Source organism: Candidatus Omnitrophota bacterium, assembly GCA_034717435.1.
Taxonomy (GTDB): Bacteria; Omnitrophota; JAUWXU01; order JAUWXU01; family JAUWXU01; genus JAYELI01.
In genome coordinates, this window is the sequence record JAYELI010000002.1 from 1 (window position 1) to 20,279 (window position 20,279).

17 protein-coding genes are annotated in these 20,279 nt (G+C 42.7%); all 17 read right to left on the reverse strand.

Features of this window, described 5'->3' with window-relative positions; translation table 11 throughout:
• Positions 1-194 precede the first annotated feature (194 nt).
• Positions 195-2,291 carry a GT4 family glycosyltransferase PelF gene (pelF, locus tag U9Q08_00115; GenBank protein ID MEA3328135.1) on the reverse strand — a complete coding sequence of 699 codons (2,097 nt, stop codon included), beginning with the start codon at positions 2,289-2,291 and terminating at the stop codon, positions 195-197.
• A 94-nt stretch (positions 2,292-2,385) separates the two neighbouring features.
• On the reverse strand, positions 2,386-4,551 hold the full coding sequence (gene lpxK / locus U9Q08_00120; protein ID MEA3328136.1) for a tetraacyldisaccharide 4'-kinase: 2,166 nt from the start codon (positions 4,549-4,551) through the stop codon (positions 2,386-2,388).
• A 15-nt stretch (positions 4,552-4,566) separates the two neighbouring features.
• Positions 4,567-5,733, reverse strand: coding sequence for a cation:proton antiporter (locus tag U9Q08_00125; GenBank protein ID MEA3328137.1), 1,167 nt, complete (start codon positions 5,731-5,733; stop codon positions 4,567-4,569).
• On the reverse strand, positions 5,730-6,209 hold the full coding sequence (locus U9Q08_00130; protein MEA3328138.1) for a CBS domain-containing protein: 480 nt from the start codon (positions 6,207-6,209) through the stop codon (positions 5,730-5,732). Before U9Q08_00130 ends, U9Q08_00125 begins: the two co-directional genes overlap by 4 nt.
• Positions 6,210-6,341: 132 nt before the next feature.
• Positions 6,342-7,652, reverse strand: a complete 1,311-nt coding sequence (locus tag U9Q08_00135; protein MEA3328139.1) for a 3-deoxy-D-manno-octulosonic acid transferase — start codon at positions 7,650-7,652, stop codon at positions 6,342-6,344.
• A 167-nt stretch (positions 7,653-7,819) separates the two neighbouring features.
• Positions 7,820-8,692, reverse strand: coding sequence for a tyrosine recombinase XerC (gene xerC, locus U9Q08_00140; protein ID MEA3328140.1), 873 nt, complete (start codon positions 8,690-8,692; stop codon positions 7,820-7,822).
• A 41-nt stretch (positions 8,693-8,733) separates the two neighbouring features.
• Positions 8,734-10,704, reverse strand: coding sequence for a type I DNA topoisomerase (gene topA, locus U9Q08_00145; GenBank protein MEA3328141.1), 1,971 nt, complete (start codon positions 10,702-10,704; stop codon positions 8,734-8,736).
• The gene (gene dprA, locus U9Q08_00150) at positions 10,705-11,799 is read right to left on the reverse strand and encodes a DNA-processing protein DprA (protein MEA3328142.1); all 1,095 of its coding nucleotides are present in this window, start codon (positions 11,797-11,799) and stop codon (positions 10,705-10,707) included.
• 4 nt (positions 11,800-11,803) lie between these two features.
• Positions 11,804-12,067 (reverse strand): hypothetical protein, encoded by a 264-nt coding sequence (locus U9Q08_00155; GenBank protein ID MEA3328143.1) that lies wholly within the window; start codon positions 12,065-12,067, stop codon positions 11,804-11,806.
• A gap of 42 nt (positions 12,068-12,109) precedes the next feature.
• Positions 12,110-13,255 carry a 3-dehydroquinate synthase gene (gene aroB, locus U9Q08_00160; protein MEA3328144.1) on the reverse strand — a complete coding sequence of 382 codons (1,146 nt, stop codon included), beginning with the start codon at positions 13,253-13,255 and terminating at the stop codon, positions 12,110-12,112.
• 58 nt (positions 13,256-13,313) lie between these two features.
• Positions 13,314-13,811, reverse strand: a complete 498-nt coding sequence (locus tag U9Q08_00165; protein ID MEA3328145.1) for a shikimate kinase — start codon at positions 13,809-13,811, stop codon at positions 13,314-13,316.
• Positions 13,812-13,951: 140 nt separating this feature from the next.
• Positions 13,952-15,076, reverse strand: a complete 1,125-nt coding sequence (aroC, locus tag U9Q08_00170; protein MEA3328146.1) for a chorismate synthase — start codon at positions 15,074-15,076, stop codon at positions 13,952-13,954.
• A gap of 153 nt (positions 15,077-15,229) precedes the next feature.
• Positions 15,230-15,997, reverse strand: a complete 768-nt coding sequence (locus U9Q08_00175; protein MEA3328147.1) for a prepilin peptidase — start codon at positions 15,995-15,997, stop codon at positions 15,230-15,232.
• 57 nt (positions 15,998-16,054) lie between these two features.
• Complete coding sequence (locus U9Q08_00180; GenBank protein MEA3328148.1) at positions 16,055-16,921, reverse strand: shikimate dehydrogenase; 867 nt, start codon at positions 16,919-16,921, stop codon at positions 16,055-16,057.
• A 71-nt stretch (positions 16,922-16,992) separates the two neighbouring features.
• A complete protein-coding gene (locus tag U9Q08_00185; GenBank protein MEA3328149.1) occupies positions 16,993-18,501 on the reverse strand; it encodes a 2-isopropylmalate synthase in 1,509 nt (502 codons plus the stop codon).
• An 18-nt stretch (positions 18,502-18,519) separates the two neighbouring features.
• Positions 18,520-19,509 carry a ketol-acid reductoisomerase gene (gene ilvC / locus U9Q08_00190; GenBank protein MEA3328150.1) on the reverse strand — a complete coding sequence of 330 codons (990 nt, stop codon included), beginning with the start codon at positions 19,507-19,509 and terminating at the stop codon, positions 18,520-18,522.
• Between the two features lie 70 nt (positions 19,510-19,579).
• Positions 19,580-20,080, reverse strand: a complete 501-nt coding sequence (gene ilvN / locus U9Q08_00195; protein MEA3328151.1) for an acetolactate synthase small subunit — start codon at positions 20,078-20,080, stop codon at positions 19,580-19,582.
• Positions 20,081-20,279: the final 199 nt, after the last annotated feature.

Consider the following 20,279-nt stretch of genomic DNA (forward strand, 5'->3'; position numbering starts at 1 on the left):
AGGAAGTCCTGAGTATTCCCGAAGGGCGACCGAAGGATCTCCCATAAAACCGTGTTTTCTGAGATTCTTCGGCCTTCGGCCTCAGAATGACCTTTTTAGCGTTATTATTTTTAATTTCGGTTAAGGTATGCACTTTTAAAACATAAATCGTCTAAAAACAGTTTGGCAGTTTATCAGTTTAACAGTTTAGCAATTTAGCAATTTTTTTCTAACTGCTTTTTCACCGCATCCAGCACTTCATCCACCGTAATTTCTTCCATACAGCTATGTTTAAGGCAGTTAGGTTTATAACAAGGGCTGCACTTTAGTTGTTTTTTTATAACTATGTGTCCATTACCGGAAGGCAAGTGACGCACAGGATTGGTCGGTCCGAACAAAGCCACAAGCTTCGTGCCCATAGCCGCAGCTACATGCATCGGAGCACTGTCCCCGGTAACATATACCTGGCAGCGTTTGATCAGGCAGGCCAATTGGCCTGGTGTTGTCCGGCCGATAACGTTAATCGGATTTTTTTTCATTAAAGAAACTAATTTTTTACCAAGTTCTGTTTCTTCTCCGATACCAGTGATTAGTATTTTCGCCTTAAGTTGTTGAGATAACCTGTTTGATAACTTCGCGAATTTTTCTAACGGCCATCTCTTGGTCACCCATCTTTTGCTTCCGCCCGGATTTATCCCGACTAAAAGCTGGCCGGGTTTCATGCCCGAATTTAAAAAAAGATTTGAAATTTTTTTCTCATCCTCTTTTGAAGGCCAAAGTTCCAGCTTTTCATTCATCTTATCTATCCCCAATAGATTTAAGACCCTTAATTGATGTTTCAAGGGCGGCATAACAGCTTTAAAATCCCCCGCCTTGTCAGTTAATAGGAATTTACCTATTCCCCGGGCATATCCATATCTTTTAGGAGCGCAACTTAAATATGAAATCAGGTGGCTGCGGAGGGTGTTTTGGAAATCAATAACCATATCAAAATCAACCTGCTTCAATCTATTGACCAGCCTAATTGTCCGCTTTAAAAATCTATCTTTTTGCCTGCGATCATAGGTAACTATATCATCCAGGTAAGAGCAGCGCTGAATAATCTCCAGGTAGCCCGGTTCAACCAGGAGTGTAATCTTACTGCCGGGAAATCTTTTTCTTATAGCTCTTAAACTGGGTATAACAAGGATTAAATCCCCGGCCGACCCAAATTTGGTAATCAAAATTTTTGTCTCTTTTTCCACTTCTTTATAAACGTTGATGGTCCTCTCTGCCATTAAATCTAAATTAAACTCTTTGGCCACCTTCTCCCGGGCCGCCTCAGCTAAGGAAACAGCGAGGTTCTTGTCTTTGATAAGACGGATAATTGCCTCTGCCATTTGTTGAGGATCCCGGGGAGCAACTAACAATCCTGTCTTTTCATTATCTACTATGTCTACCACGCCTCCTATCTTCGTAGCCACTACCGGTATTCCCGCTGCCCCGGCCTCTATAAGCACCCGGCCAAACGCCTCAGGAGCCGTGCTGGCCATTACCAGGATATCAAGTTCAGCTAAAATATCCGGTATATCGGCTCTTGTGCCTAAAAATTTAATATACGGCGTGAGTCCTAACCGCCTTGCCAACAACATGATCTGTTCTTTGTAATTATGTTTACCAGCCGGGCTGTCTCCCACTATTAAAACCTTCAATCCGGGAATCTTCCTTGCCACCTTAGAAATAGCCTTGATAAAATAGACATGTCCCTTTAAAGGAGTAATGCGCCCTATAAAGCCGACTACTACTTCATTCCCGGGAACTGTGTCTTTTTTTTGAAAACTAAATTCATTCAGATCCAGACCCCGGGGAACCAGGCGTATTTTTTCTTCCGGAACTCCGAACTGCTCGATCATGCGTTTGGCAATTGGCTGGCTCGGGGTTATAACCCTTTTGCCCCATCCCATTACCCGGCTAAAAAAATGAGTATTATAATATCCGTGGGCGGTAGTAATAAATTTTGTGTTGCTGCGCCGGCAGGCAAAATATGCTATCCAGGCCGGCACGCGGCTGCGGGCGTGGACTATGCTCACATTTTCTTTTCTTAAAATATTTTCCACCTTTTTAATCATTGACCAAATAGAAAAAAGCGATTTTTTGTTAACCGGAAGTAAATAATGCTTAACCCCTAAAGACTCCAGCTGGCTAACCAACCTTCCTCCATTAGATATAACTACAGCCTGGTGCCCGGCTAAAACTAATCGCCGGGCTAAATCAACCACACCTCTTTCAACACCGCCAACATTTAACTCCGGAAGAATCTGTAATATTTTCATTTTAAAATATCCTATATATTGCTAAACTGTTAAACTGTTAAATTGCTAAATTGCTAAATGGCTAAATTAAAAAGTAATATAACAGTTTAACAATTTAGCAATTTAGCAATTTATTTACCGCCTCTTTAACCATAAGATTATCGTTTAACACTTTTATCGGCTTTTTTTCCCGCCAAACCTTTTCAATGGTGCCATGCAGCTGTTCGGGCGAAGTGACAGTTATATAGTTTTCGTTGGCAAGCCTGTTAACCAACCGTCCGTGCTTGGAACAGCGATTCAGGGACTTTTTCCTATCTAACTCAAAGACTATAACATACTTAGCCGCTGCCAGGGCTTCGGAAATCATTGAAACACTGTCATAAGAAATCACAACTATTTGGCTCAAGCCCAACATTCCTTCTACTGCACCGGAGATGTTTGCCTCGTTAGCAATAATTAATAACCTGCACCTGTCCTGATTGGCCAAACGGTCTTTTAGCTGTTGGCTGACTTCTTTAGATGTCCTTCTTGAGGTAGTCACTAAAAGTTCTGCATCCAGGTTATCAGCGGCTTCAAGCAAGCCGTTGACCACCCTATTGATTTTATCTACCAAAAGGTTATATTCAGGGTTATCACCCCCGATAAATAAACTGATAGATAAATCCTTTGACAGCCGAACACGTTGTTTAAGTTCTTCTCCTTGTTTCTTTAAATAATCCTGATTAACCAAGTTAGGCGCCCCTTTTGTTACTAAAACATTCTCTTTTCTAAGAGGCTTATCGTGCTCAGGCACAATAATAAGATCAAATCTCTTAAAACTCCATGGTCCCGGCTTCATCAAAACAATATTCTTTGTCTGCCTGGCCCGGGCTAGAATAATGTTTACCGGCACAAGCCCTGAGCCCGCTGAAATAACCACATCTATTCTTTTTTTTATTCCGGTCAGTTTAATATAAGAATCTTTATCCAGGCAAAATTGAAGACATCTCAGGCAATTTCTACAACAGCCGGAAGCAAAAAACGCCGAAACAGCCAGCAGGGATCTAAAAAATCTGTTTTTATATTTGATTTTCTTTATCTGCAGTACAGACTGGCCGACAAAGTTAGCTGCTGCCAGTGATTGTTTAAGATGCCCCGGCCTTCCGTCATCCAAAATTAAAATTGACTTTCGCAAAGAAAAAGTCTCTTCTAATATGCGGTCTAAATTATCCCTGCCCCCGGTAATCTCCAATTGAATGGCCAGACAAAAGAAATTTATCTGAAGCCTGAAGCCTGAAGCCTGAAGTTCATCTACGATATCCTGCAATTTAACCGAATCCTTCTCGGTTGTAATTACAGTTGTTATCTTTAAATCCCGGCAGCGGTCAGCAAAATCTTTTATATCCCGAACCCTATATCGATGATGGTCAAGCAGGCTAAGGTTGCAGGCAATTTCAGCACCCAAAAACCTAACAGTTTTTTGAAAAGACTGCGGGTCACCGATAGCGCTCAGCGTGGCCACCTTTTTGCCTTTTAAATCAGCAAGGCCTGCTCTTTCGCTCGTACCTAACTTATATAGACAAAACGGCTTATGGACTGACTCGACTATCACGGCATCCGGATTTATGTTTTTTAGTCTTTTCTTAAGAACGTTTACTTTTCCCCTGTCTGCTAAATCGGTCTTGGTGAGAAAAAACAACCCGGCTGCTTTCAGCCTTTTAAGAGGCTCTCTAAGTATTCCGCGAGGAATAAGATAACCGTTGCCGAACGGATTCAGGCTGTTTATAACTACTATTTCTATATCTTTTTTTATCCTGCGGTATTGGAATCCGTCATCCAATATAACCGCATCAACTTCATATTTATCCACTGCTGCCCGGCCGGAATTCAGGCGGTTTTTATCAATTAAAACCGGGGTATCAGCAAATCTATTTTTTAAAAGCCGGCATTCATCCCCGCCATATCCTCTGGTCAAAACTGCTACCTTTCTGCCCTGTGCGGTCAATTTTTCGGTCAACATCCCGGCTATCGGCGTCTTGCCTGTCCCTCCCCAGGTAATATTTCCAACACTGATAACCTTACAGTTTAACTTATCCGCTTTGACTAAGCCGCTGCGATAAAGAAACAGGATAAAATTAATCCCCAGATGATAAAAAAAAGAGCCCGCCAGTAAAAATAACTTTAACATCCCGGCAAAGCTGCTTTTATTCTTATCAGTAGCTAATGAATATAAGTACGCCTTCATGATTAATTCCAGTTCTATACCATGTTCTATACCGCGGGCTGCAAGCCTGCAGGCCATGTTTTTTACCAAGCATTACGAAATATCACCCGCTTTTCGCAGAGAGAATTTAGTAAAGACCGGCCCGACAAGCTCATAGACAACCGTGGTAGCTACAATCGTGGAAAATATTATTTCACCTGCTTGAGGAAAATTCTCTTTAGCAATCAAGGCAACACCTAAAGCAACACCGGCCTGAGGAAGCAGGCTAAGACCGAGGTATTTTTTCATGCTGTCGGAAGACCGGGAAATACAACCTCCTAAATAGGCCCCGCCAATCTTACTAATACTGCGAATGATCAGATAAAAAAACCCCAATAATCCCAGCGTGTTAAGAAGTTTTATGTCTAAATTCGCCCCGACCAGAACAAAAAAGAGTAAATAAAACGGAGAATCTATGGTCTTTAAAACATCAAAAAATTTAAAGCTTAGCTTATTGACATTAACCAATAAAGCCGCCAGGCACATACAGGACAAAAGCACTGAAAATTGAAAATATAAAGACAGGCCAATAGCTAAAAATATAAAACCTAACGTATAAATGAGCAACTCTTCATTAGTCCTGGCATAACGGGAAAAATAGGAAAGCAATATGCTAAGGACGCCTCCTAACAAAAAGGAGCCGAAAATTTCCAACAAAGGATGGAAAAGCACGCTAATAAAAATGGCGTTCCCCGTTATACCGGCGGCAAGGGCCTTGGAAGCAGCCAGGGATACAGCAAATATAACCAGGCACCAGGCATCGTCAATGGCTACTACTCCTAGCAGAACATCAGTAAAAGAACCTTTTGCCTTATATTCTCTCACCACCATGGCTGTAGCTGCCGGTGCTGTAGCTGAAGAGATAGCTCCAAAAAGCAAAGTTACATAAACAGGAAGTTTTAAAAAAATACAAAGGCCAAAAGTAACCAAAAGCCACGGACAAACAGCTCCCATGATAGAAATCCAGAGAACCGGCCGGCCGACTCTACGAAGATTGTCTTTAACAAAATTTCGTCCGATGCTAAAAGCAATAAATCCCAAAACAACATTAGAGATCAGACCGGACGAATTCAGCATTTCTTTAGAGATCAAATTTAAAGCAGACGGCCCGATAATAATACCCAATACCAAATAAGCGGTTACCGCCGGCACCTTAATACGATGTATAAACTTTGCCGCGATAAAACCCAGTAAAAGAATAAGCCCGAGACTAAATATCATTTAATAATTCCTTTTTCTTTAAATACCGCCAGGATTATATCAAAAAGACTGATAATTCCCTTTAGAAACCCCCCGTTTTTTACTACCGGAAGCCGGGGTAAACGATGCAGTTTCATTAAGGCCCGGGCTTCTTCTATAGAGGACTCCTGTGATACGGTAACAAATCGGGTATTTATCAGGTCATCTACTATAACCAGCATTCCCATTTCACCGGATATATCAGCAAGTAAAATATCTTCTTCCTCCACCTTTTCTACAAGCGGGGTAGCCTCCAGCATTCTGGCCACTTCCTGGCTATAAGGCTGAAAGACCTTTAATATATCCTCAAACGTAACTATTCCCGCTACTTTATTATCGGCTTCTACTACCGGCAAAGTATGAAAATTATGCTTTCGAAATAGTTCTATTAACTCGGTTAAAGTAGTAGCCCTGCTCACAGTCACAACCTTCTCTGTCATGCAATCTTTAACCTTCACTCCATCCACCTCCTTGGTATAATCTTCAGATATAATCTTCGATTATACCTGATCACTAAGATTATTTTAGATTACGGATATCAAACCATTAATCTTCTCACCCGGCAACTTTTATTGTCAAAGTTTATGAATTTATTTAGGGTTTAGAGCTTTTATTTTTATTAACTCAATGCACCTGTCAGTAGCTCCAAGATTTGCTTCTACTACCTCCTTTGCCCTCTGCCCCAATAATAGTCTTTTTGACGGCTCATCTAATAGTTCAACAACAGCCTTCTCTAACTCCGGCTTATCCTTAACCACAATAGCCCCGTTTTTGGATATTAACATATCGCCAACATCTTGAAAATTAAAAAAGTGCGGGCCGGATATTACCGGCTTACCTAATACAGCCGGTTCTATGAGGTTCTGGCCACCCCGCCGAAGAAGTGAGCCACCCACAAAAACAACCGTTGCCAAAGCATACAACATTCTTAGTTGTCCGATGGTATCCAGAATAAATACCGGTGAGTTGTGAGTTGTGCGTTGTGCATTATGCGTAAGTAATTGGGAAATTCTTATTGGTTTAAAACCATATTTAGATACCAACCTCTCAATTTGGGAGGTTCTTTCAGGATGCCGGGGAGCAATAAGCAGTTTTAAACCGGGAAACCGCCTGTTTAGATTCCGGTAAACATCCAAAAGCGCCTTTTCTTCTCCGTTATGAGTACTGCCGGCAACAAAAAGTTCACTGCCGTTTTGCAGATCCAATAAAGCTCTTAATTGCTCTATTTTCTCAATGGAAAATTGACCTAATCCCGGCTGGTCAAACTTCATATTACCGCTAACCTTTACCCTTTCAGCCGGCGCGCCTAATGAAATTATCCTTTCGGCGCCCAGTTTTGTCTGCATGCAAAATAAACTGATCTTAGACAAAATCCCTCTTAAAAGAAACCGGGCCTTCTGATAGCCCTTAAAAGAAGAAGCTGAAATACGGCCGTTTACCAGGGCTACCGGCACCTCTTTTTTGAATAGACAATTTATGAGATTAGGCCATATTTCGGTCTCCAAGATTAAAAATAAAACAGGATTTATCTTATCTACTACTGCTTTCACAATCCAGCTTAAATCAAACGGAAGATATATCACCACATCTTGCGGAGAAGCCATTTTTCTTGCTACCTGATTCCCTGTTGATGTTACGGTAGAAACAACCAATGAATAACCGGGAAACTCATTTCGTAATGCCCTTATTAAAGCTTGCGCGCTGATAATTTCGCCGACGCTGACTGCATGCAGCCAGATAACCTTCCTGCCCGAGAGCAATTCCTGTTTCTTTTTCGGCAAACGGCCAAACCGCATCAAAAAACCCCCGGCATACCTCCTATCTCTGAGCAGCCTATAAAAAAAATAAGGCAGATAAAAAATTGCCAGAACTAAGTAAATCAAATCGTAAATAATAGACATCTTATTATATTGCTAAATTGCTAAATGGCTAATATACTGCTAAACTGTTATAGCAATTTAACAATTTGACCATTTAGCAATTTAGCAGTTTATCAGTTTAACAATTTATCAGTTTATCAGTTTATCAGTTTAGCAGTTTAGCAGTTTAGCAATTTAGCAGTTTCAGTTCACGCGCGGGGATGCGCTTTTTTATAGGCAGACTTTATCCTTTCAGTAGTCAAATGAGTATAGATCTGTGTTGTAGAAAGATTTGAATGTCCTAAAAGTTCCTGGACAGACCTTAAATCTGCTCCCCGATCCAAAAGATGAGTAGCAAAGCTGTGCCTTAAGCTATGAGGAGAAGCGCCCTTCTTCATTGCCAGTTGATCGATGTATTTATCAAGGAGGCTCCTTATGCTCCGCGGGGAAATCCGCTGATTTGTCCTGTTTAAGAATAATGCCCTGTTGGAAATCCTGCAGATAAGGCGGCGGCGGGAAAGATAATCCCGGACAGACCTAAGCGCCTTATCGCCAAGAGGAGTGATCCTTTCCTTTTTCCCTTTTCCATAGACTTTTATAACTCCGCCGATAAAATCAACATCTTTAATATTCATGCTTACCAGTTCATTTACCCTGATTCCACTGCTATAAAGCGTTTCTAAAATGGCCCTGTCTCGTAAGCCGACAAGAGTATCTTCACTGGGCGCCTGCAAAAGCTTAAGCACCTCATCCAGATCTAAAAAGACAGGCAGTTTTTTATCTAACTTGGGTGTCATCAGGCTTGAGGCAGGATTATCGGCCAGGTATCCATCGCGGCATAAAAATTTAAAAAAAGAACGCAGAGCGGATATCTTTCTGGCCACACTTGATTTGGCATAGCCTTCTTTTTTTAGGTGGGCTAAAAACCTCCTTAGCGTAAGGCGGTCTACCTGCTCAAATGATTGACCATTCAAAAAAGATTCAAGGTCTTTTAAGTCTAAAAGATAATTTGTAACAGTGTGGCTCGAAACGTTCTGTTCAATCTCCAGATAAGCTATGAATTTATTTATATACCGCTCCATTTTTATTAAACTGTTAGACTAACATAATTTAGTAATTTAGCTTATGTTTCTTCGGGTAATTTCCTGGCAATGTATTTGCACTTCGGCCAGTTGGTGCAGGCATAAAAAAATCTTCCTTTCTTTGAGCGCCTCTTAACCACTTCGCCATCACAATCAGCCTGGGGGCACTTTATACCCGTGGTAATCGATCTGGTGTGCCTGCACTCTGGAAAACCCGAACAAGCCAAAAATCTTCCGTGCGCCCCCCACTTAATGACCATAGGCTTCCCGCATTCCCTGCAGATTTCCGAAGTCGGAACAGCTTCTTTTTTAATATTTTTCATTTTGTCTTTGGCTAAATCCAGGCTTTTAGAAAACGGCAGATAAAATGACTTAAGCAAGCCTACCCAATCTTTCGAACCTTCTTCGACTCGATCCAGGCTCAGTTCCATCTCAGCCGTAAACTGCGCGTTTAAAACTTCAGGAAAATGTTTAACCAATAGGTCGGTTACCACTATCCCCAGCTCCGTGGGTAAAAGCATGCCTCCGTCTCTGCGGACATAATCCCTGATTAAAATAGTATAAATTATCGGAGCGTAAGTAGAAGGCCGGCCGATCCCTTTTTCCTCTAAGTCCTTGATCAAAGAGGCATCAGAATAATGGGGAGGCGGCTTCGTAAAATGCTGAGTGGGCGTAAGGTTAACTAATGTTAACTGCTCACCTTCTTTTAGAGCGGGAATGCCTTTTTCTTTTTCTTTATCCTCTAAAAGAACAGTCCAGCCGTCAAAAATAACAGAGGAGCTGCTGACCCTGAAAAGGCAGTAACCTGCCTTAATGTTAACACTACGCGTTGAAATCAAGGCCGAAGCCATCTGGCTGGCAAGAAATTTATTCCAGATTAAATGATAAAGTTTGTGCTGATCAGGGGTCAAAAACTTAACCATCTGCTGAGGAGATCTCAAAACTGAGGTAGGACGGATAGCCTCGTGCGCGCCTTGAGCGCTTTTTTTGGATTTATACCGCCAGGCCGCCTTAGGAAGATATTTAGCGCCATAGGTCTTGGCTATATAGGATCCGGCCTGTTTCCGGGCAGCCTCAGAGACCCTTACCGAATCCGTGCGCATATAAGTAATCAATCCCTGGCTGTCTTTCTCGCCTACTTCTATGCCTTCATAAAGCTGTTGGGCTATTCTCATAGTCCTGTGAGCCGAAAAACGAAGGCGGTTGTAAGCTTCCTGTTGTAGTTTTGAGGTAATAAAAGGGGGTGACGGCCTCCTTGTCTTTTTTTTATCCTTTATTTCCTCAATGATAAAACACTTATCTTTTAAATCAGAGACTATCGAATCAGCTTGTTTTTTATCGGAGATTTCGGCTTTTTCATCCTTAATTTCTACCAGCACAGCAACAAAACCCCGGCTTTTCATCTGGTCTTGGGTCTTGCTAAGTTCGGCTTCTATCAACCAGTATTCCGCTGGATCAAAAGCAGTTATCTGTTTTTCTCTCTCGCAGATCAGTCTGAGTGTAACTGATTGGACCCTGCCGGCGCTTAAACCCCGGCCCACTTTTTTCCAGAGAAGAGGGCTTAAATTATAACCTACTATTCTGTCAAGGATACGGCGCGCCTGCTGGGCATTAACCTTATTCAAATCTATACTTCCCGGATTAGAAAAGGCAGACTTTACGGCCTCTAAGGTAATCTCGTTAAAAGACACCCGATAAATCCTGGGGTTAATATCTTTTAACATATTAGCCAAATGCCAGCTTATGGCTTCTCCTTCTCTATCCGGATCCGGCGCTAAATAAATCTCCTGTTTATTGCCGGCTTCTTTTTTTAACCGGCTGACTGTTTTTTTGTTTTTGGGAATGACAACATAGGAAGGTTCGAAATCTTTTTCAACATCTACGCCCATAGACTTTTGCGGCAGGTCCATAACGTGCCCCATAGAAGCAGTCACTTCATAATCAGGGCCTAAAAACTTATTTATGGTCTTTGCCTTAGCCGGTGATTCAACTATAACCAATGACTTTCCCATTCAATCTCCATAACCAACAAAATATTTACCGGGCAGTTCCTTAACCAACTTTTTTATCTGGAGTTTTAGCAAGATACTCAATGTTTGACCGGCCGATAAATTAAGTTCTTTTATAATTTGGTCAATATGCCTTGGCTCAGAGGACAAAATAGAACAGATTCTCTTTTCCAATCCCGCCAGCGCCGGTTTAATGCTTTTGGGTTTAGCATCCCGGGCGTAATTTTTTAAAACCGGGGCCAGTTCTTCTATTATATCCTCCGAAGAACTGGCCAACTTTGCCCCTTGTTTAATCAGGTTATGCGTACCCCTTGAGGTGCGGGAATCTATCTTTCCCGGGACAGCAAAAACTTCTCTTCCCTGCTCTAAGGCAAAATCAGCGGTAATCAGCGAACCGCTTTTCTCGGCTGCTTCGACAACTATTACCCCCAATGATAAACCGCTTATTATTCTGTTCCGTCGGGGGAAATTCCTTCTCAGCGGAGGCGTCCCGGCGGGAAATTCAGAAATAACTGCGCCCGAAACCTCTATTTGCCCGGCTAAGCCTCTATTTTCGGCGGGATACATTATATCTATCCCGCTGCCTAAAACAGCTATTGTCCTTCCCCCTGCTTTTAACGCGCCCTGGTGGCTGGCGCTGTCAATACCCCTGGCCATTCCGGAGACAACGGTCATCCCCCGACTGGCCAGCCGGCTGGCCAGTCTCTCCGCGGTGTGTTTACCATACCAGGTTGGGATTCTTGAGCCGACTATAGCTATGCTTAAGGAGTCTTCCGGTTTAAGGTTTCCTTTGACATAAAGAAGAATGGGAGGAGAAAATATATTTTTTAAACTAACAGGGTATGCCTCTTCAAAGATGGTAATTAACCTGGCCTGCTCCTTCTTTATTGCCTTAAATTCCCGGGATAGGTCTGCCTCTTTCTTTGCCTTACTTATTTTACCGGCTATTTTTTGGCTTATCAACGCTGTTTTGCTTAACGCACCTGCGTTTTTTAGTATATCCTTAGGGCTTTTAAAAAATCTAAGGAGATTTTCCAGGGTAGAAGCGCCAAACCCTTCTACCCTATTCAAGATAATTAAACTTTCCAGGTCATTCAAAAGCTCACACCGTTAACAACATGGCAAAAAATACAACCGCGACTACTAACGCAACGAGTCCCAGCATTCTGCTGCTGGTAACCACCCATTTGTCGCTGATTTGCTTCTTCAGCGCTTTGTCTAAATTTTCCATTGGATGAAATCCTCTATCCAGCTTCTGGCTTACCCGGTTCATGCTTTTAGGAAAAACCAAAAACCCTACAGCCACCAAAAAGCATACAGCGGTTATCATCCAGCCCATTATCCTGATCGTTAAAACCTCGTCCACTTTCTCACCCCCCTTCAATGAGTCCCGAAGTTTCGGGACGAATTACCTCATTTGCCTCAACACCTTTTCAATTAACTTAACAGAAACTTTATCACTGACGATAACCCGGCCTATTGCCCTGGGAAGTATGAATCTGAGCGTTTTGCCCCTGGATTTTTTGTCCAACATTATCGCTTTTGTTATCCGGCCAATATTTAAAGAACCGATTGTTGTCGGCAGTCCGATCGCTTCGAGCAAACCGATCTGCCTGAGTAAGTCTCTTTTTTTCAGCAGGCCGATGCTCTCGGCTATCCGGCCGGCAGCAACCATCCCGATAGATACTGCTTCTCCGTGATGAAGCTTCTTATATCTTCCGGCTGTTTCCAGGCCATGGCCTACGGTATGTCCGTAATTTAAAATTTCCCGTAACCCTTTTGTTTCTAATTCATCCTGCTTAACCACTTCTGCTTTAATCCGGCAGCAACGAGTTATGACATTCAGCAAGAACCGGCCATGTCTGGACCATGATTTAACAGCAATAATATCCCGGACAGCCTGAACATCTTTCTCCAGATAATCAAAAAGCGGCCGGTCTTCAATCACTCCGTATTTCACAACCTCGCTGAATCCACAGCGCAGTTCACGGGGAGGAAGGGTCTTAAGTAAATCTATATCAGCATAAACCAGTTTTGGCTGATAAAAAGTTCCCGCCAAATTTTTAGCCCGGGGGAGGTTAATTGCGGTTTTACCGCCGATCGAGCTATCCACCTGGCCAACCAGAGTGGTCGGTATGTGGACCAGGTTTATTCCCCGCATATAAGTCGAGGCAGCAAAACCGGCCAGGTCACCGGTGGTGCCGCCGCCGACAGCTATAACTAAAGAGGTTCGATCCAATTTATTCTTTAAAAACTCATCATAAAGACGCATAACCATTTTATTAGACTTGAATCTTTCTAAATCAGGATGCCGTTTGTATTCTCTGCCTGAAGGAACTATTGCCAGATTTACCTTAAACCCTGAATGTGCCAACCTGTCATAAAAACCTTTAAACCAGGGAAGTCTTTCGACTACGGGATTAGTAACCAGCGCAACACGCCCGCCGACATCCAGCTTTTCTTTCTTCAAAACACTGCTGAATCCGGCCAGTATCTTGCTCCCAATGATGATCGGGTAACTGTTTTCAGCTAATTCCACTTTTATTTCTGCCATCTTTACCTCATTGTTAAATTGCTAAATGGCTAAATTGCTATAACAGTTTAGCAGTTTATCAGTTTAACAGTTTAACAATTTTATTTACCACTTCTTCTACCGTCAGCTCTGATGTGTCAATAGCAAAATCTGCCTTGGCATAGTAGGGTTTTCTGGCACTTAGAAGATCCTTTATTTTAGTTAAGGGGTCATCGACGTTGAGAAGCGGCCGATGAATCCGGCCTTTGACCCTTGAATAAATAATTTCCGGCCTGGAGCTAAGGCAAACCAACACTCCGTTCTTTTTCAGATTATCTATATTTTGTTTATCCAGGACAACCCCGCCTCCGGTTGCCAGAACTTGATCATCCAGGCGAGAGACTTTTTTAGCTGTTATCTTTTCCAGACGGCGAAAATGCTGTTCACTATCTTGTTTAAATATTTCGTTGATCGAGCGACCGGTTTGTCGTTCTATCTCGTCGTCTAAGTCCAGGTATTTCCGGCCTAACTTCCTGGCTAATGCCCTGGCTACTACCGTCTTGCCCGTTCCCATAAAACCAACTAAAACAATGTTCATAATTGCGTTATGCGTTATGCGTTGTGCGTTGTGCGTTTTAACGTTTATGTCCTATTTTTATTTAAAATCCCGTTTTGCTTTTCTTGACGCGCAACGCGCAACGCATAACGCATAACGAGGTTAACAGTTTATGTTTGAATTTAAAATTCCTTAACTTGTTTGATATACCCTTGATAATTACGTTTCATCTCTTCCATGCTATCGCCGCCGAATTTCTCAAGCATTAACTTAGCAATTTCAAAAGCAAGCACTGCTTCCGCAATTATCCCGGCTGAAGCCACAACGCATATATCTGCCCGTTCAAATCTCGCTAACATCTGTTTTTTAGAAGATACATCAACCGATTTTAATGGACTGCGCAGTGTTGAAATCGGCTTTATTGCCGCCGACAAAACAACATCCTCTCCATTACTTATTCCGCCTTCAATTCCGCCGGCATTATTTGAACTGCGGTAAAATCCCTTTCCTTTTTTATAAAAAATCTCATCATGGACCTTAGACCCCGTTTTAGCGGCAGCCCCAAAACCAATTCCGAATTCCACCCCTTTAACCGACGGGATAGAAGCTATTGCTTTTGCTAAAGAACCGTCAAGCCTGCGGTCATAACTAACATGGCTGCCCAGGCCGGGAGGCACCCCTTTAACTATTATTTTAAAAATACCGCCCGCTGTATCGCCGGACCGGGCCGCCTCATCAATCTTGTTAATCATTAGTTTCTCTGCCGCCTTATCAGCGCAATTCAACCTGGACTTGCGGCATTTCTTCTTAACTTCATCAAAAGAAAGCCTTTCGCTATCAGCCGTAATTCCGGCGATATTAACAACATGACTTAAGATATCTATCTTGAACTCGCTGAGTAATTGCCGGGTAATAGCCCCCACCGCAACCCGGCAGGCAGTTTCCCGGGCACTGGCCCGCTCCAAAACATCCCTCAGGTCCCGGCGGTTGTATTTAAGCGCGCCGGCCAGATCGGCGTGGCCCGGCCGGGGATTAGTAAAAAAGGGAAGGCTGTCAATAGATTCGGCTTTATTTTTGACCAACAAGGCTATCGGGCTGCCAATGGTCTCAGACCTTCTTAGCCCGGAAAGAATCTCAACCTTATCGGATTCTATCTTCATTCTCCGGCTGCGCCCATATCCTGCCTGACGCCGGGAAAGTTCCCGGTTGATCAGGCCGATGTCTATAGTTAAACCGGCAACCATCCCTTCTAGGATTGCTATCAAACACTTGCCGTGCGACTCACCGGCGGTTAAATACCTCAACATAAAAAAACCTCCGAAATATACTGCTAAACTGCTAAATGGCTAAATTGTTAAATCGCAAAGGTCGCAAAAAGTCTTGTGCTCTTTGCGGACATTTTGCGATTTTTGCGAACTATTTCCAACAGCAGTTTAACAATTTAACAGTTTAGCAATTAGCTAATATAGCAGCCAACCGATTATTTTTTCCCCCCAGATAATAGAAATAACCGTTCCCAGCGATAAAAACGGGCCGTAGGGAATTATGCTTACATTTTTCTTTATCTTTAAAATTATACCTATTATCGCCCCGAACAAAGGGGAGATAAAAAAAACCAACAGCACCATTTTCCAGCCGATAAATGCGCCAATCATAGCCAGCAGTTTAACGTCGCCTCCGCCCATAGACTCTTTTTTAAACACGAAATCGCCTAAAAGACCGAGTAAATAAATTGTCCCGCCTCCGGCTATAAGGCCCAAAAGCGAATACAACAGCGAAAGAACGTGAGAATCCAGGCGATGAAGGCCGGGATAGATAAAACTTATTGTCAGTCCGCTAATCATCCCCGGTAAACTGATTTCGTCAGGAATGATGTGCTCTTTTATATCGATAAAAGCAGCGGCTATCAATGCCGATACCAAAGCCGCATAAATCAAAAAAAGGATACTTAGCCCAAAATAATTAAAAAATAGGAGAAAAAACCCGGCAGCGATCAACTCAACCATGGGATATTGAAATGAAATCGGTTTTTTACAATAACGGCATTTTGCTTTGAGCATTAGATAGCTCAAAAAGGGAATATTCTCATACCAGGTTAATTTGTGACTGCAATTCGGGCAATGAGACCGCGGCCGGATGATAGATTCGCCTTTCCCCAGGCGGTAAATACATACATTCAAAAAACTGCCCACGCATGCCCCAATAATAAAAATAATAACTTTTAACATATAAATTGCTAAATTGTTAAACTGTTATATTGCTTTCCGATTTAGCCATTTAGCCATTTAGCAATTTAACAGTTTACTTTGTTTTAACAGCGCCTTTCCCATCACATCTATCGGCGCCTTTCTGCCGGTCCAGAGCCGAAAAGAAGCTGCTCCCTGATAAAGCAGCATCCCCAAGCCATTGGCTGTCCTCAATCTTTTCTGCTTAGCGCATTTTAATAGTTTTGTCTCCGGCGGATTATAGATAAGGTCATAAACTGCTAATCGACGGTGTAAACAATCCGGATCAATCAAAAGAGGATCCGATTTCTTCATACCCACCGGCGTGGCATTGATCAGCAAGTCGCACTCCTTAATATTTTTTGAAAGTTCTTTTGCCGCCGGAGAAATAACTTTTACTTTGCAATCAGAAAAGCTGTGCCTGATCCTTAAAGATAAATTCTGGGCGCGCCGGTAAACGAGATCAGCCAGGATAATCCGGGCCGCTCCCTGACCGGCCAATTGAATGGCTGCAGCCTTTGCTGCCCCGCCGGCGCCAAGAATAAAAATATTCCTGCCTTTAGGGTTTAAGCGGAGATCCTTCTTAAGGGCAGTAATTAAGCCTATCCCATCGGTATTATAACCTATCAACAGGCCGTCTTTTCTTATAATAGTATTTACTGCTCCGATTAATCTGGCCTGGTTGTCTACCCGGTCTAAATAGACCAACGCCCTTTCTTTGTGGGGAATGGTAAGATTAACTCCTCCCATATTGATCGAAGCGATAGACTTTATTGCATCGCCGATTTTAATTGGTGTTACATTAAAGGCGGCATAGACAGAATTCAAACCCAGTTTTTCAAATGCGGCGTTATGCATAGCCGGAGAAAACGTATGCTTTATTGGATGGCCGAACAAGCCGTAGAGTTTTGTATCAGCGTTTATCATTTAAAAATTATCTGGTCATAAGTTATAAGTCTTAAGTCTTATGACCTATGACTTACAGCTTATGGCTTAATTTATCTTTTATACGCTAATTTATTAACCGCGTTAAGATATGCTTTGACTGAGGCCTCAAGAATATCCGTGCTTACTCCCCGGCCATTAACGACCTTACTTTTTGACCGAAGGCTTATTGTTACCTCGCCTAGGGCATCCTTACCTCCGGTGATGGACCTTAAAGAATAATCCAGTAATTTTCCTTTTATTCCGGTAATCTTTTCTATGGTCTTATAGCAGGCATCTACCGGCCCGTCTCCGGAGGAACTCTTCTGGATAATTTTACCCCGGCTCTTTAAGCCAATGATGGCGGCAGGAACAACCTTATTACCGCTGGTAATATGCAAATTATCCAGGCGCCATTTTTCCGGTATTACCCTGATTTCATCTTCAGCTATAGCCAGCAGATCCTGGTCAAAAACCTCTTTCTTTTTGTCGGCTAAATTTTTAAAACGTTTAAATGCCTGGTTTAACTGCGAATTTTTCAGGTTAATGCCTAATTTCTTCAACCTCGCCTGAAAGGCGTGTCTTCCCGAATGTTTTCCTAAAACCAATTTGCTTTCTTTTAAACCAATATCTTCGGGCCGGATAATTTCATAAGTAGTTTTCTTCTTTAAAACACCGTCCTGGTGAATGCCTGCTTCATGACAAAACGCGTTCTGTCCGACAACAGCCTTATTAGGCTGGACAATTATCCCGGTCAATTTACTGACCAAATGGCTGGTCTTGTAAATCTCTTTAGTTTTGAGAGCAGTACGGCAGTTAAAAAAATCCTGCCGGGTAGCCAGGGCCATAACAATTTCTTCCAAAGATGCATTTCCGGCCCGTTCACCAAGCCCGTTGATTGTGCATTCAACCTGGCCTGCGCCGTTTCTAACCGCCGAAAGGGAATTAGCTACTGCTAAACCAAGATCGTTATGGCAATGAACGCTGATCTGAGCCTTATTGACATTAGGAACGTTGTTCTTAATGCTTTTTATCAATTCCCCAAACTCTGAAGGAACCGAATAACCTACGGTATCGGGAATATTTACCGTGCTTGCTCCGGCCTTGATTACATCTTCGATCACCCTGTATAAAAATTCCCTGTCGCTGCGGGAAGCATCTTCGGGAGAAAACTCTATATCCCCGGTTAACTTTCTGGCATACTTTACGCTTTCTACTGCCAATCTGCGTATTTCTTCCTCGGCCTTTTTTAGTTTATACTTCATATGAATCCGGGAGGTTGCCAGAAAAACATGGATCCTGGGCCGGGAAGATTTCTTTAATGCCTGATGGGCCCGTTCAATATCCCTTTTTAATGCCCGGGCCAAACCGCAAATAATCGGCCCTTTAACCTTCGAAGCTACGATCCGGACTGCTTCAAAGTCGCCGGGAGAAGAAACCGGAAAACCCGCTTCGATCACGTCCACGTTTAACCGGGCCAATTGCAATGCGATCTCTAACTTCCCCTGAGTGGTTAAACTTGCGCCGGGAGACTGTTCTCCATCACGCAAGGTTGTATCAAAAATAATAATCCTATTAGACATAACCGAGTTCCTATTCGTTTATTTTATCCAGCCCATCATCCCCCGAAGCTTCCGGCCGATAATCTCTATTGGATGATTGTCGTCTCTTTTGGAAAGGATGTTAAATACCGGACGGCCGGCCTGGTTCTCGGCAATCCATTCCCGGGCAAATTCGCCTGACCGCACTTCAGACAAAATCTTTTTCATCTCTTCCTTGACTTTCCGATTAATAATTCTCTTACCCCTGGTCAAATCACCATACTCTGCGGTGTCGGAAACCCTCTTTCTCATCCCCTGAATACCTGTTTCATAAATCATATCGGTTATCAGTTTTAATTCATGCAGGCATTCAAAATAAGCTATCTCCGGTTGATAGCCGGCTTCGGTTAATGTTTCAAATGCTCCCTTAACCAGCTCGGTTACTCCGCCGCATAATACCGTCTGTTCGCCAAAAAGGTCGGTTTCAGTCTCTTCGGAAAAAGTAGTCTCGATAACCCCTGCTCTGGTTCCGCCGATTCCTTTGGCATAAGCCAGACCGATTTCCCTGGCCTTTCCGGTGTGTTCCTGAAACACAGCCAGCAAACAAGGCACGCCTTTTCCCTCTTCATACATCCGCCTAACTAAACTACCCGGCCCTTTAGGAGCGACCATAAACACATCTATATCCTGAGGGGGGATTATTTGGTTAAAATGAATATTAAAACCGTGAGAAAAAACAAGGGCATTTCCTTTTTTTAAGTTTGGTTTTATGTCTTTTTGATAAACCAGGGCCTGGACATGGTCCTGGGTTAACATTTGAATGATATCCGCGCTTTTAGAGGCCTCCAATGCCGGGACAGGCTCAAACCCGTCTTTTTCAGCCTGCTGATAATTGGGTGTTTTCTCCAGCTCTCCTATTGTTACATTAAGACCGCTATCCCTCAAGTTTAAACCCTGGGCCCTTCCCTGAATGCCGTATCCGATTATGGCTATCTTTTTGTCTTTAAGAACATCTAAATTGGCATCCTTGTCATAGTAGATTTTAGCCACCTCAACCTCCTTATTATATTGCCAAATTGCTAAACTGTTAAATTGCTTTTCAATTTAACCATTTAACAATTTAACAATTATTTTTTATAGTTACTTCTTTTTTTCTGGATATAGCTATCTGGCCGGTCCTGACAATTTCCCTTAACCCAAAAGAAGATAATAGCTTTATTATTGCTTCTATCTTACTCCGCTCGCCGCTAGCCTCTACGGTCAAGGTCCGGGGACTGACATCAACTATCCGGCCTTTAAAGGTATCCACAATCTGGATTATTTCGGGCCGGTTCTGGCTGGTTATATTGACCTTTATCAAAATCAATTCCCGGTCAATATAGTCTTGTTCGGTGATATCCTGCACCCTGATAACGTCAATCAAGCGGTAAAGCTGTTTAATAATCTGTTCTAACGTCCGTTCATCACCTTCGGTAACAATGGTCATCCGGGATACTGCCGGGTCATCGGTTTTGCCGACAGCTAAACTGTCAATATTGAATCCACGGGCTGAAAACATTCCCGAAACCCGCGCCAGAACACCTGATTTGTTTTCCACTAAAGCCGATATTACATGCTTCATAATTAAATTGCTAAATTGTTAAATGGTTAAATTGCTAACTTTTCATTAGTAAACTTATGTTTTAAAAGTGCACACCTTAACCGAAATTAAAAATAATAACGCTAAAAAGGTCATTCTGAGGCCGAAGGCCGAAGAATCTCAGAAAACACGGTTTTATGAGATCCTTCGGTCGCCCTTCGGGAATACTCAGGACTTCCTT

Bases quoted from the DNA above. Each gene is read 5' to 3' on its own strand.
- U9Q08_00175 (MEA3328147.1), bottom strand. From the start codon at position 15,997: ATGTTAAAAGTTATTATTTTTATTATTGGGGCATGCGTGGGCAGTTTT.
- aroB (MEA3328144.1), bottom strand. From the start codon at position 13,255: ATGGCAGAAATAAAAGTGGAATTAGCTGAAAACAGTTACCCGATCATC.
- topA (MEA3328141.1), bottom strand. From the start codon at position 10,704: ATGGGAAAGTCATTGGTTATAGTTGAATCACCGGCTAAGGCAAAGACC.
- U9Q08_00165 (MEA3328145.1), bottom strand. From the start codon at position 13,811: ATGAACATTGTTTTAGTTGGTTTTATGGGAACGGGCAAGACGGTAGTA.
- U9Q08_00135 (MEA3328139.1), bottom strand. From the start codon at position 7,652: ATGTCTATTATTTACGATTTGATTTACTTAGTTCTGGCAATTTTTTAT.
- ilvN (MEA3328151.1), bottom strand. From the start codon at position 20,080: ATGAAGCATGTAATATCGGCTTTAGTGGAAAACAAATCAGGTGTTCTG.
- pelF (MEA3328135.1), bottom strand. From the start codon at position 2,291: ATGAAAATATTACAGATTCTTCCGGAGTTAAATGTTGGCGGTGTTGAA.
- U9Q08_00180 (MEA3328148.1), bottom strand. From the start codon at position 16,921: ATGATAAACGCTGATACAAAACTCTACGGCTTGTTCGGCCATCCAATA.
- U9Q08_00185 (MEA3328149.1), bottom strand. From the start codon at position 18,501: ATGTCTAATAGGATTATTATTTTTGATACAACCTTGCGTGATGGAGAA.
- U9Q08_00125 (MEA3328137.1), bottom strand. From the start codon at position 5,733: ATGATATTTAGTCTCGGGCTTATTCTTTTACTGGGTTTTATCGCGGCA.
- xerC (MEA3328140.1), bottom strand. From the start codon at position 8,692: ATGGAGCGGTATATAAATAAATTCATAGCTTATCTGGAGATTGAACAG.
- lpxK (MEA3328136.1), bottom strand. From the start codon at position 4,551: ATGGCCTGCAGGCTTGCAGCCCGCGGTATAGAACATGGTATAGAACTG.
- aroC (MEA3328146.1), bottom strand. From the start codon at position 15,076: ATGTTGAGGTATTTAACCGCCGGTGAGTCGCACGGCAAGTGTTTGATA.